This window comes from Pseudomonas sp. TNT2022 ID1044, assembly GCF_028656895.1.
In the GTDB taxonomy this organism is placed as follows: Bacteria; Pseudomonadota; Gammaproteobacteria; order Pseudomonadales; family Pseudomonadaceae; genus Aquipseudomonas; species Aquipseudomonas reinekei.
Window position 1 is genome coordinate 113,985 of sequence record NZ_JAMDHB010000032.1, and the last position, 13,210, is coordinate 127,194.

Annotated in this window: 11 protein-coding genes; 2 read left to right on the plus strand and 9 right to left on the minus strand. The window is 59.6% G+C overall.

What is annotated here, in order from left to right:
- Positions 1-18: 18 nt before the first annotated feature.
- Positions 19-1,098 carry an endonuclease/exonuclease/phosphatase family protein gene (locus tag M5G20_RS29040; protein WP_273921983.1) on the plus strand — a complete coding sequence of 360 codons (1,080 nt, stop codon included), beginning with the start codon at positions 19-21 and terminating at the stop codon, positions 1,096-1,098.
- A gap of 15 nt (positions 1,099-1,113) precedes the next feature.
- Here the strand turns inward: M5G20_RS29040 and M5G20_RS29045 are convergent, their stop codons facing one another.
- The 6 genes from M5G20_RS29045 to M5G20_RS29070 all read right to left on the minus strand — a co-directional run bounded on the left by M5G20_RS29045 (position 1,114) and on the right by M5G20_RS29070 (position 8,852).
- Positions 1,114-1,539 (minus strand): RidA family protein, encoded by a 426-nt coding sequence (locus tag M5G20_RS29045; protein ID WP_150734680.1) that lies wholly within the window; start codon positions 1,537-1,539, stop codon positions 1,114-1,116.
- Positions 1,540-1,609: 70 nt separating this feature from the next.
- Positions 1,610-2,875 (minus strand): flavin-containing monooxygenase, encoded by a 1,266-nt coding sequence (locus tag M5G20_RS29050; protein ID WP_273921985.1) that lies wholly within the window; start codon positions 2,873-2,875, stop codon positions 1,610-1,612.
- Positions 2,876-3,213: 338 nt separating this feature from the next.
- A complete protein-coding gene (locus M5G20_RS29055; RefSeq protein WP_273921986.1) occupies positions 3,214-4,596 on the minus strand; it encodes an aspartate aminotransferase family protein in 1,383 nt (460 codons plus the stop codon).
- 28 nt (positions 4,597-4,624) lie between these two features.
- Positions 4,625-6,070 carry an APC family permease gene (locus M5G20_RS29060; protein ID WP_273921987.1) on the minus strand — a complete coding sequence of 482 codons (1,446 nt, stop codon included), beginning with the start codon at positions 6,068-6,070 and terminating at the stop codon, positions 4,625-4,627.
- A 101-nt stretch (positions 6,071-6,171) separates the two neighbouring features.
- Positions 6,172-7,212 carry an ABC transporter substrate-binding protein gene (locus M5G20_RS29065; protein ID WP_273921988.1) on the minus strand — a complete coding sequence of 347 codons (1,041 nt, stop codon included), beginning with the start codon at positions 7,210-7,212 and terminating at the stop codon, positions 6,172-6,174.
- A 149-nt stretch (positions 7,213-7,361) separates the two neighbouring features.
- On the minus strand, positions 7,362-8,852 hold the full coding sequence (locus M5G20_RS29070; protein WP_273921989.1) for an aldehyde dehydrogenase: 1,491 nt from the start codon (positions 8,850-8,852) through the stop codon (positions 7,362-7,364).
- A 229-nt stretch (positions 8,853-9,081) separates the two neighbouring features.
- On the opposite strand from M5G20_RS29070, the gene M5G20_RS29075 reads away from it, so the two are divergent.
- Positions 9,082-10,002, plus strand: a complete 921-nt coding sequence (locus tag M5G20_RS29075; RefSeq protein WP_273921990.1) for a LysR family transcriptional regulator — start codon at positions 9,082-9,084, stop codon at positions 10,000-10,002.
- A gap of 96 nt (positions 10,003-10,098) precedes the next feature.
- Here M5G20_RS29075 and argE read toward each other — a convergent pair whose 3' ends face one another.
- The 3 genes from argE to M5G20_RS29090 form a co-directional block, all read right to left on the minus strand.
- Complete coding sequence (gene argE, locus M5G20_RS29080; protein WP_273921991.1) at positions 10,099-11,262, minus strand: acetylornithine deacetylase; 1,164 nt, start codon at positions 11,260-11,262, stop codon at positions 10,099-10,101.
- The gene (locus tag M5G20_RS29085) at positions 11,255-11,932 is read right to left on the minus strand and encodes a DUF1028 domain-containing protein (protein WP_273921992.1); all 678 of its coding nucleotides are present in this window, start codon (positions 11,930-11,932) and stop codon (positions 11,255-11,257) included. The genes argE and M5G20_RS29085 overlap by 8 nt, the downstream gene beginning before the upstream one ends.
- A gap of 117 nt (positions 11,933-12,049) precedes the next feature.
- Positions 12,050-12,409 carry a DUF6124 family protein gene (locus M5G20_RS29090; protein WP_273921993.1) on the minus strand — a complete coding sequence of 120 codons (360 nt, stop codon included), beginning with the start codon at positions 12,407-12,409 and terminating at the stop codon, positions 12,050-12,052.
- Between the last annotated feature and the right edge of the window lie 801 nt (positions 12,410-13,210).

Sequence of the window (13,210 nt, forward strand, 5' to 3'; positions counted from 1 at the left end):
AACGCTATAAGCCGAGCCATGACCCGACTGCTGCGCTACACCTTGCTGGGATTGTTGATGGTCGTCGGCCTGGCTGGCGTGATGATCTACAGCCTGACCTGGCGCCCCGAGGTTCGCGAAGTGCTGCCGGTCAGTTGCAGCACCCGGGCGCCGACCCTCGCTCCCGGCCAGGCACTGAAGGTGATGACCTGGAACGTCCAGTACCTGGCGGGCAAGCGCTATGTGTTCTGGAATGACCTGGCCCAAGGCACCGATGAAAAACCCACGCCGGAAGACATGGCCTTCAGCCTCGATGAAGTGGCGCGGGTGATTCGCGACGAGCAACCGGATGTGGTGCTGTTGCAGGAGCTCGATGACGGCGCCAAGGCCAGCGATTACCAGCACCAGCTCAAACTGCTGCAGGAACGGCTTGCTGACCTGTATCCGTGCAGTACCAGCGCGTTCGACTGGAAGGCTGACTTTGTCCCGGATCCCCACATCTTCGGCAGCGTCGGCCGGCAACTGGCAACACTGAGCCGCTACCAGATCGATCATGCCCAGCGCCTGCAATTGCCGGTGACGCCGGCCAACCTGATCAGCCGCCAGTTCCAGCCGAAAAACGCCATGCTGGTCAGCTACCTGCCAGTGAACGATGGCAGTCAGGTCGCGATCGTCAATACTCATCTGGACCGCGCCACGCAACCCGGCGATACCCTGCAAGCGCAGGTGTCGGCCGTGGCCAAAGTCCTCGATAAATTCGAAGGTCGCGGTACGCCATGGCTGATCGGCGGCGACTTCAATCTGTTACCGCTGGGGCAATATCAACGCCTGCCCGCCGAACAACGCTCGCCCTACTCCGCCGACAGTGCGTTGCACGTGCTGTGGGACAAGTACCCGATGATCCCCAACAACAACGAAGCCAGCGGGATCGACCGCGCGCGCTGGCTGACCCAATACCCGAACGATCCCGGCCTGAGCGGCCCGGACCGTACCGTCGACTACCTGTTTTACAGCCCGCGCATCAAACGGGTCGAGGCCAGGGTGAGGCAGGACGATACGTTGCGCATCTCCGATCACTTGCCGGTGATTGCGCGCTTCCTCCTGCCCGCCACACCATAACCCGCCGAACACAGGTCAGTCTTTTTTCCAGTCGTCCGGAATCACCGCGATCACATCGATTTCCATCAGCCATTGCGGTTGGCCGAGTCCGGAAATCACCAATCCGGTTGAAATCGGAAAAACCCCTTTCAGCCATTTGCCCACGACCTGATAAACCGGCTCACGGTAACGCGGGTCAATGATGTACGTGGTGGTTTTGACGATGTGCGACAGATCGCTCCCCGCCTCTTCCAGAAGCTGCTTGACGTTTTTCATCGCCTGTTCGGCCTGGGCTCCCGGGTCACCAAGACCGACCAGGTTGCCCTCGAAATCGGTGCCGATCTGGCCACGTACGTACACCGTGTTGCCCGCGCGCACGGCCTGGCAAAGATCATTGTCCAGTGACTGATTGGGATAGGTGTCTTTGGTATTGAACATGCGAATGCGAGTGTGAGTAGGCATCAACTGACTCCCCTGAAACGTGATTGATAGGTTTAAGGGAATGGCCATCGGGCCATTCCTCGATCGATTCTTAACGCTGCGACGGGTCTCGGTACTCGAGGTACTGGCGCTGCGTGGCAATGTGGCCGGCGACATGCTTGGCGTCGTGCCAGACACCCCAGATAAAACTCGAACCGCGACGGGACAACCACGGCAGGCCCACGAAGTAGATACCTGGCTCGTTCGAGACACCGCGCTGATGACGCGGCTTGCCCTTCTCGTCAAAGGTGTCGACCTGCAGCCAGCTGTAATCGACCGCGTAGCCGGTGGCCCAAATGATCGAGGTGATGCCCGCCTCGGCCAGATCCAGTTCGAGAATCGGGTGGGTGACGCACTCTGGATCGTGCAGCATGAACCGGGCTTCGGGCTCTTCGGGCAGGTCGAGTCCGTTGCGCGCAATGTAGGCATCCGCCGCATCCAGCAGCGACAGGTAATTCGCGTCACCGGCAGCGATGTTCCGCGCCAGATCCTGCTGGAACGTCACCACGCCGTCGTTGAACGATTGGGTCAGGCCCACCAGCGTTACGCCTTGCTGGGCCAGCGCCCGGAAATCGACGGTCTGCCCGCCACGCGCACCACTCACCGCAATGGTGACGTGCTCACGGCCCGGCTCCATGGTTTCCAGATCCCAAAGCCCCAACACCCCTAGCCACCAGCAGAAATCACGGTTGCGATAGGCGCGAGGCGGACGGTCATGTTGGCCGACCGACAAATAGACTTGCTTGCCGGCGCGCTGTAATTCATCCGCGATTTGCACACCGGAAGAGCCTGCGCCCACCACCAGCACGCCGCCCTCGGGCAGTTGCTGCGGGTTGAAATACTGAGCCGAGTGAATCTGCGTGATCGTGTCGTCTTTCGGCGCAATCGGTGGGATGACCGGGCGCTGGAAAGGACCGGTCGCCGCCACCACGCGATTGGCCTGAATCACGCCGTCGGAGGTTTCGATGGTGAAGCCCGGACGGTCACTGTTGCGCACCACTTTTTTGACTTCTACACCGGTACGAATCGGCGCTTCGAATTTCTCGGCATAGGCCTCGAAGTAAGCGGCAACGCGATCCTTGGAGGCGAAGGCATCGGGTTCCAGGTCCTCGAAATCCAGGCCAGGGAAGCGGTCATGCCAGACCGGGCCGTTGGCCACCAGCGAATCCCAGCGCCCGGTGCGCCACGCTTCAGCAATGCGATTACGCTCCAGGACGAGGTGCGGCACACCGAGTTTGCTCAGGTGCTCGCTCATGGCGACGCCAGCCTGGCCGGCACCGACAACAAGCGTATCTATTTCTATCTTTTTATCATTCATGCTTGTGTCCTTCAGAGAGGCGACTATGGCGCGGCAAGTCGCGACAAATCAGCTGTTTTAATATTTGAATACCGCATCGATAACTTTACTGGCGGGGTCGTTTTATTGTGCTGAGCGAATGCAAATAGCGAAAATATGATTTTTGTAGTTGCTACCCATTAAAAAACTAACTCACAACTAAACCCGGTATTCACTGAATGAATGTAATCATTGTGGGAGCGAGCCTGCTCGCGAAGAACTTGAAAGCCCCCGCGTTTATTCAGGCAATACGCGTAATCATTAATGACCTTCGCGAGCAGGCTCGCTCCCACATTTAAAGGAGCGAGCCTGATAGTGGTTTAGAGCACGCCAATTTCTTTAGCGGTTCTATCGACGGCAATCTTCGTTTTGCCTACCAGTTCATCGATTTCAGCGCGGGTCGCGATCAGTGCCGGCGCCATGATCATGCGGCCAAGCGTCGAGCGAATGATCACGCCCTCTTCAAAACCAATCGTGCGGCAGCGCCAGGTGATGTCGCCTTCATTGGCGAAACGCTTGCGGGTTGCCTTGTCCTCGGCAAACTGCAACGCAGCCACCAGGCCAACACCCTGGATCTCGCCCACCAGCGGATGATTGCCAAACACCTCGCGCAGGCACTGCTGAAAGTACGGGCCAGTGTCGCGCTTCACTTGGGTCACCACCCCCTCATCACGCAGCGCCTTGAGGTTGGCAATCGCCACGGCCGCCGCCACCGGGTGACCGGAGTAAGTCAGGCCGTGGGCAAACACACCGCCCTGCTCCACCAGCACCTCAGCCATGCGCCGACTCAGAATCAGGCCGCCCATGGGGATGTAGCCCGAGGTCAGGCCCTTGGCGATCGACAGAGTGTCCGGCTCGAAATCAAAGTGCTGGTGGGCAAACCATTCACCGGTCCGACCGAAGCCACCGATCACCTCGTCCGCACACAGCAGCACGTCGTACTTGCGGCAAATGCGCTGGATTTCCGGCCAGTAGCTTTCTGGCGGGAAGATCATGCCGCCGGCGCCCTGGAACGGTTCGGCGATGAACGCTGCGACGTTCTCCGCGCCCAGTTCGAGAATCTTGGTCTCCAGTTGCTGAGCGGCGCGCAGGCCGAATTCGGCGGGCGTCAGATCACCTTCATGGCCGAACCAGTACGGTTCATCAATGTGCGCGACATCGGGAATCACCCCGCCCATTTCGTGCATGAACTTCATCCCGCCCATCGCGCTGGCCGCCAGGGTAGAGCCGTGGTAGCCGTTCCAGCGCCCGATCATGATCTTCTTCTGTGGCTTGCCGAGCACCTGCCAGTAACGACGCACGGTGCGGATCAGCACCTCGTTGGCCTCGGAGCCGGAGTTGGTGTAGATCGCGTGGCTGTAGTGCTTGGGCAGCAGGCTGAACAGCAGCTCGGACAGCTCGACCACCGCCGGGTGAGTGGTGTGGAAGAACATGTTGTAGTACGGCAACTGCTCCAGCTGGCGGGTCGCCGCCGCGGCCAGATCCTTGCGCCCGTAGCCGAGGTTGGTGCACCACAAACCAGACATGCCATCGAGGTAACGATTGCCGTCGTTGTCCCACAGATGCAGCCGGTCGCCACCGACGATCACGCGCGGCCCCTCTTCGTTCAACGCCTTCTGATCGAGGAATGCGTGAATGTGGTGGGCGGCGTCGGCCGCTTGATAGTCCTTGGTGTCGCGCTGGGGTTTGTAGTCAGTTGTCATCTCTTATTCTCCTGAATTGAATAAAGGTTCAGTTCCCGGTCACGGTAGTCAGCGGTGCCACGGCAGGCACACCGTTGTCCTGCGATTCGTTTTGGATCAGGGGCTCTGGCGTGAACAGCGGTTTGCGCATCACGAATTTGACCCACACCACGGCAATCACCGATATCACGCCCAGCACCACACCGGCGCAAGCAAAAATACTGGCGGTCATCTCTGGCGTTGGCGACACGTGGTAGATCGCAAACAGCATGCCGACGATGCCGACAACCTGTGGCCATGGGTAAAACGGTGAGCGGAATGGACGGGCCAGATGGGGATAGCGCCGGCGCAAGGCGATCACGTCGATATGCACGATGATGTAGGCCAGCAGCCATGCCAGCGCGGCAGCCAGAAGCAGCAAGCTGATCGCCGCCGCGTCGTGCCCCAGAATGAGGATCGGCAGGCCGGTGATCGCGGCAACGAACAGCACCGCCACCCACGGTGTACGACCGCGCGCCGTCAGCTTCTTGAATTGCGGGAATGCCTGGCCGTTTTGCGCCATGCCATAAAGCATGCGCGGCAACGCTGCCAAGGATGAGTTCACCGTGCTGCACGTTGCGGTGATGGCTGCGACGACGAGGAACAGCTTGCCGGCCTCACCGAAAACCGTGGTCGCCAGCAGGTAATGCGGCAAGGCATCACTGGCCAATTGTTCACGAGGGATGCACAGCAGCGCGCCAAAGCAATACAGCGCAATCACACCGAAAATCACCGTCAGGCCAATGGTCATCGAGCGTGGAATATTGCGCTCCGGATTGCGGGTTTCTTCCACCAGCGGGCAGACGAACTCAGCCCCGACAAAACCCCACACCGCCATCGCCGCCAACGTGATTGCGCCGAACTCCAGCGGGTTCCAGCCTTGATCCAGCGGCAACTGCAAACTCGCCTGACCGTTGCTCAGCGACGCCAGGCCCATGGCGACGAGAATCACCACCATCACCAGCGCCAGCACGTTCTGCAGCCTGGCGAACACGTCAATGCCGAACAGGTTCAAGACGGTGAACAACCCCAGCACGCCGTAGGCCACCACCATGTGCGGAATGACATCGGGATAGACCTTGCTGATCACCAGATCCAGCAACAGCAGTTCGGCGGAGAGCGCAAACATCGCCACCACCATGTAGCCCGAGAACGTCGCGAGAATCGCCGGGAAATGCCCGATCGCCACTTCGGTGTAACTGCTGAGGCTGCCCGCTCGCGGAATCATCAAGGCCAGCTCGGAAAACGACCAGGCGTAGGTGATTGCCAGCACATAGGCGATGGCCAGCGGAATGATGAAACCGAACCCGGCAATGCCCGCGCCTTGCAGCATCAGCACCATCACGCCTTGCGAGACCACGACGCCCACCGCAACGGCCAGCAGCGAGCCCAGCCCCAGGACCCGGCGCAACCCACCGGACGGCGCCTGGATGGACGCGGTTGTACTTGAACTCATGACAAACTCCCCGTGTTTTCTTGTTGTTGATCGCCTCCGCGTGGAAGGCAGGGATGAACATCGCGACTCATCCGTGAGTGGCGATTGACGACAGCAGCGGCTTAGCGGGCCGCCCAGGCGTTGAAGCGTTCTTCAAGCTCTTCGCCGTGATCGACCCAGAACGTGGCATCGACCAACTGGCCTTCAGAAAGATTGGCTTGAGCGGTGGGCAACTGGGCGAGCGTGTCGGCCGGTAGCTGCGCCAGTACATCCTTGCGGATCGGACCGTAGGGAATCTGCGTGGAGAACGACTTCTGACCGCTCGCCTGGCTGGCAAACACGATGAAGCGCTCGGCCAGCGCCTTGTTCGGACTGCCGCGAACGATGGCCCAGTGATCAGGATCGTAGAGGTGACCGTTCCAGGAAATGGCCAGTTTCGACCCCTCCTTTTGCGCCACGGCAATCCGGCCGTTGTAGGCCGCCGACATCACCACGTCACCGGCCGCGAGCCATTGCGGTGGCTGGGCTCCGGCCTCCCACCACTGGATCGAGGGCTTGATCTGGTCGAGCTTGTGAAACGCCCGGTCCACGCCTTCCTTGGTGCCCAGCACTTTGTACAGGTCATCCTGTTTGACCCCATCGGCGAGCAGCGCCACTTCCAGCGTGTACTTGGCGCCTTTACGCAGGCCACGCTTGCCCGGGAATTGCTGCAGGTTCCACATATCCGCCCAGGAGGTCGGCGCCGCCGCAACCTTGTTCGAGTTGTAGGCGAGCACCATCGACCAGACATAACTGGCCACGCCGCACTCGCTGACCGCGCCAGCCAGATAGTTTTTTGAATCGCCGATCAGCGCCGGGTCCAGCCGCTCGAACAACCCTTCTTCACAGCCGCGCAGCAGCTCAGGGCTTTCGACTTCGACCACGTCCCAGCTGACCTGGCCGACATCGACCATGGCTTTGACTTTGGACAATTCACCGCTGTACTCGCCCACCACAACTTTGCCAGCGCCACTTTGTTCAAAGGGTTTGAAATAAGCCCCCTCTTGCGCGGTCTTGGTCGCACCGCCGAACGAAATAACGGTGAGACTTTCGGCGTGCGCAACAACCGGAACCGTAAATACCAACAATGCTGTTACAACGCTCGAACACGAATATCTGAACATGAAAGCTCCCTCACTTTTTAATTGTGGTTAGTTACTGAGGCAGTCACGGCCACGCAGCCGCAAGTTCACGGAAGACTCTCCGCGTGGTGACATCTTTTTATTCTTCGAGCCGCACACAATCTGCATGCGGTTAATTGTTCAGCAGACGCTTACCGCAGTTGAAACCAAGTGGTTTTCAACTGGGTGTACTTATCAAACGAGTGCAACGACAGGTCCCGGCCGAAACCCGATTGCTTGCCACCACCGAACGGCACGCAGACATCGAGCGCATCCACGGTGTTCACCGAAACGGTGCCCGCCTTCAGCGCCCGTGCAACCCGGTGCGCGCGATTCAGGTCGTCGCTCCACACAGACGCCGCCAGCCCGTAAATGCTGTCGTTGGCCAGGCGCACCGCTTGCTCTTCGCTGTCGAAGGTAGAAATTGCCAGCACCGGCCCAAACACTTCTTCGCGCGACAGGTGCGAATCATGATCGACGTCGGCAAAAATGGTCGGCTCGATAAAGTTGTCGGAGCCGTTGAAGCTCAAGCGACGGCCACCGGTGAGCAGTCGGGCGCCGTCTTCGTGGGCGCGTTCGATCGCACTCATCACCCGTGACGCCTGGGTCGAATCGACAATGGCCCCAGCCGGGCTTGCAGGATTCAGTGGATCGCCGGGCATCCAGGCTTTGGCTTTCTCCAACAGACGCTCGATAAACTCATCTTTGACCGAGTCCTGCACATACAGCCGCGAGTTGGCCGAGCACACCTCGCCTTGATTGAAGAAGATGCCGAACGCCGCTTTCTCTGCGGCCAGATCCAGATCCCGGCAATCGTCGAACACCAGGCTCGGGCTCTTGCCGCCACACTCCAGCCAGACCTGCTTGAGGTTCGATTGCGCGGCGTACTGCATGAAGTATTTGCCCACCTGAGTCGAGCCGGTGAACACCAGGCAATCGACATCCGGGTGCAGGCCCAACGCCTTGCCGGCGGACTCGCCCAGCCCCGGCAGCACGTTCAGCACGCCAGGTGGCAAACCGGCTTCCAGCGCCAACTCGCCCAGACGCAGCGCCGAGAACGGCGATTGCTCGGCGGGCTTGAGCACCACGCTATTGCCGGCCGCCAGCGCCGGTGCCAGTTTCCAGGCGGCCATGTCGAGCGGGAAGTTCCACGGCACGACGGCCGCAACGACACCCAATGCTTCACGGGTGATGGTCGCCAGCGCCGATGACGCCGTCGGCGCGACCTGATCGTAAAGCTTGTCCAGCGACTCGCCGTACCAGGCGAACACATGGGCGGCACCAGGGACGTCGATGTTGTAGGCATCCATCACCGGTTTGCCCATGTTCAGCGAATCCAGCAGCGCGAGTTCTTCGCGGTGCGCCAGCACCAGCTCGGACAGACGCAGCATCACCCGCTTGCGCTCGACCGGCGCCATCCGCGCCCACGGGCCTTCATTGAAAGCGCGACGCGCACTGCGCACGGCCAGTTCCACTTCCACTTCGCCACACGCGGCGACACGGGCAAGCAACTGATTCGTCGCCGGGTTGATCGAATCGAAGGTTACGCCCGAAGACGCAGCGACCTGCCGGCCATCGATCAAGGCTTTGTCAGAGAAGGTTTGCCGGGCAGCTCGTTGCTGCCAATAGTCGAGGTCGAACACGCTACGCTCCCTTTACGACCGCCTGGGTGGTCGGGGTTGTTATCAGAGGTTGTAGAGATAGTGCGGCAACCGTACGCAGAGGAAAATTATTAAAAATGTACTCGGGGTATAAGAAAAAACTGGGTAAGCGCTGACCCAGTCCGGAACCCGCATAGGGTAAGGTTCAGTCAACAATCTGCGCGGCGGCCATCCGGCCTTTCAGCACAAAACAAAGCAGAACGAGGTGCGTGTGGCTTCCTATACATTGCGGCAACTCAAGTATTTCGTCACAACGGTAGAAGCCGGCAGCGTCGCCGAAGCCTCGCGACAGCTGTACATCGCGCAGCCCTCGGTTTCCACGGCGATCAAGAGTCTGGAAGAGTCGTTCAACGTCCAGCTGTTCATCCGCCACCACGCCCAGGGCGTTTCCCTGACGCCCACCGGCACGCGCTTCTATCACAAGGCGCAAGAACTGCTGCGCATGGCCAGGGAGTTTGAACAGAATGCGCTGGCGGATAACGACACGGTGTCCGGACAAATCGACATCGGCTGCTTCGAGACCGTCGCGCCGCTGTACCTGCCACAATTGATCGCAGGTTTTCGCAAGCTCTATCCAGGCGTGGACATCCGCATCCGCGATGGCGAACAACAGGAGCTGGTGCAAGGCCTGACCGCCGGCACTTTCGATGTGGCGTTCCTCTACGATCACGGGCTGGACGGCACCATCCAGACCACGCCGTTGATGCCACCGCAAAAGCCTTACGTGCTGCTACCTGAAGGGCATCGCTTCGCTGATCAGAAGGAGGTATCGCTGCGGGATTTGTGCAGCGAGCCGATGATTCTGCTCGATGTGCAGCCGAGCCGGACTTACTTCGTGAGCCTGTTCCACGAACTGGATCTGACGCCCAACATCGTCTTCAGCTCGCCTTCGATCGAGATGGTGCGGGGCATGGTTGGTCAGGGCTTCGGGTTCTCAATCCTGGTCACCCGCCCGCACTCGGAATGCACCTACGATGGCAAGAAAGTGATCTCGGTGAACATCAAAGAGCCAGTCACCCTGTCCGGCCTGGCGTCCGCCCACCTCAAACGCAGCCAACTGACCAAGCCTGCGCAGTTGTTCGTGGACTTCTGCCGCGAACAACTGAGCCAGAAAGTCGCAAGCTCCCTGTAGGAGCGAGCCTGCTCGCGATGGACTTGAGAGCGCCGCGTTAAGCCAGTAAACACGCGTCATCGTTAACGACCATCGCGAGCAGGCTCGCTCCCACAATTAAATCTCGCCACTCAGGTAGTCAGCCAACCGCAGCAACATCGCATCGCAACCACTCAACTGCGCCAGCGCAATGAACTCATCAGGCTTATGCCCTTGATCCATGCTGCCCGGCCCACACACCACAGTGGGTATCCCGGCCTGATCAAACAGCCCGCCCTCGGTACCAAACGCGACCGTGCCAAACGCTGAAGAATTGCTCAACAGCGCCAGCAACCGCGCCGCGTCACTCTCGGGCGGTGTCGCCAAACCGGGGTAAGCGCTCAGTGGCCGCAATCGAATATCCGTGTCCGCCTGCACCGCGCGCATCTTCGGCAGCACATGTTCCTCGGCGTAGGTTTGGAGCTGGTCCGCAACGACTTGAGCATCAAAGTCCGGCAGTGCCCTGACCTCGAAATCGAACTCGCATTCAGCAGGAACAATATTCAACGCCCGGCCACCTTTGATCACCCCCGTTTGCACCGTCGAAAACGGCGGATCGAAACGGTCGTCATGATGATCAGGATGCGCGAGCCCGGCACCGATAACGCCCAACTGGCCAATCAACTGCGCGGCATATTCAATCGCGTTCACCCCGTACGGCGCATACGCCGAGTGGCACGCGGCACCGCGCACTTCGCAGCGCATCGCCAGCTTGCCCTTGTGACCCAGCACAGGTTTCAGCTCCGTCGGCTCGCCGATCAGGCACAGTTTGGGCTTGAACGGACGCTTCTCCAGCTCGGCGAGCATCGGCCGGACACCCAGGCAGCCGATTTCTTCATCGTAGGAAAAGGCCAGGTGCACCGGGCTCAAAAGCGGACGTTGCACGAAGGTCGGCACCGCCGCGAGCACCGAGGCAATGAACCCTTTCATGTCCGCCGTGCCACGCCCGTACAGGCGCCCTTCCTTTTCCGTCAGCCGGAACGGATCGACCGTCCAGGCCTGCCCGTCAACCGGTACCACATCAGTGTGGCCCGAGAGCACGACGCCACCGGATTTGAGCGGGCCGATGGTCGCGAACAGATTGGCCTTGGTCCCTTCTTCGTTGAAGAACAGCTCACTCTGCACACCATGCCTGGCCAGGTACGCCTCGATGAAACGGATCAATTCCAGGTTGGAATCGCGGCTGACAGTGGCGAAGCCAATCAGGCGTTCCAGCAGGTCGCGACTGGACGCCTCACTCATCGCCCGGCACTCCGTAGCTCGGCGCCGTCGTCGGGTTGAGTGCGCGCGTCAGGTAGTCCTGCATTTGTGGTCGATAGGCTTGCCAGAGACCATCCAGCTGCCCGATGGGATCTTCCTCGGCCCAGTCGACCCGCAAGTCGATGATCGGCCACGTGTGATCACCCACCACTTTCAGCGCTGCGGAATGCACCGGACCGGCCTCACCACCGGCCGCCATCGCCGCGTGCATGGCCGCCAGCAAACGGTCCGCCAACTGACCCGGCTCGACCTCGAACGCCGCGACCATCGCTTCGATGACCCGCACGTCGCTGAGCAAATTACCCGCCGCAACGCACTGCTCACCTTTCACCGCGTTATGCACGCCCAAAGACTCTTTGCCGCTGAACAGCGCAATCCGCCCTGACACATCGATCACCGTGACCTGTCGGTATTGGCTCCAGCCATTGGACGTGAGCGCCTTGTCCAGTGCCGCGTCAGGTTCCAGATGCTGATGTTCCAGCAGGTCCAGGATCTGCGGCCCCAGCGCTGGCAGCGTAATGTTCTGCGTAGACACCGCACCGACACCCGCCCGCGCCCATGGGCAGCGAGCGCCAACCGCAATGCTTGAAGAACTGATGGCAATACCGAGCTGCCCGGTTTCAGGGCAGCGTCCGATAATCGAGAACGTCATGACTCACTCCTTAAAATTCCAATGCACGCGCAACTGCATTCTGTGCATGCACTGGAAAGGGAGAAAGCAGGTTTTTTGTGGCTTTGGGGAAGGAAAAAACTGGTCAGACCTGACGTGCTACTCAGGCGGATCAATCTGATCCAGCACCCGATTGGCGGTGATCTCCGCCAGCATCACGCTGTTGGAAATCCCCAGCAGGGCATTGCGCGATCCGCCGTCCAGGTGATCGACCAATTGATGGACCATGACGTCGATCGAGGCCAGGGTCTCGACCAGATAAACCGCAAGGGTTTCGGTGGAGGCCTGCGGGTCGACGGTAAACAGCGTACTGACGGTGCGCGGCGTGGCTTTGATGTCGGCGGTTGAGGGGAAGTGGAAGCTGAGGGCGCGTTCGGCGGCCTCGTTGAGTTTTTTCGAATCGGGTTCGTACGGGGATGCCGGATCGGTTTCCGGCGGATTTGGCGTTACCTTGAACATAATTGCATCCCTTCTGAAGTAGGGCTGCAACCATCTCGCTACTAAACGAAAGGGTGGCAGCGGTGCGCAAGTTAGTAGACCGGCAAGGGAAAGCAAAAACCGGCGCGTCCGAGGACGCCATGCGCACAGCTGCCATCAAGTGCAGGTGATTACCTGACTGATGACGCTCGTGCGACCGCTTTACCTTAGCCGGGCTACTAAACCCGATCACTGATGAGCAGTGACACGAATCAAGTTACCGATGCCCCCCGGAGCGCACAAGCCGGCGGATTCTGGCGTACCCGTAGGCAACGGCGCAAGGTCTTGTAGCTTGCAGGAAGTATCCTTAAACGCCTTTCAACACGGGCTCTGCACCGGTAAAACCTGTGGGAACGAGCTTGCTCGCGAAAGGCCCAAGGACGCCGCTGCGCATCTGGTTTTACGCGTTAGCATTTACGACCTTCGCGAGCAGGCTCGCTCCCACAAAGATCAATTACGCGGTTTGATCCGTGCAGTGGCTTCAGCCAACTATGGGGCATCCGGCCAATAGTGCTTCTTCTGCAAGTGCATCGCGAGATTCTCACTCTGTTAATAACTGCTTACAACAAAAACAAACCATTTTTTATGAAACTATCAAACTGCTGAGTTCCTGATGCACACTTAAAATCAGTTACAAAATTACCTGACACATCTAGAACGACAGCATTATTAGTGTTTTAGTTAAAGAAAACTTTACAGCCTTTTACAAACCCACATGTACCTTATTGGACCGTAGAAGTAGATGCCATGTGGTTTTTATAGCTGGGCGGCCGCGAAAACTGA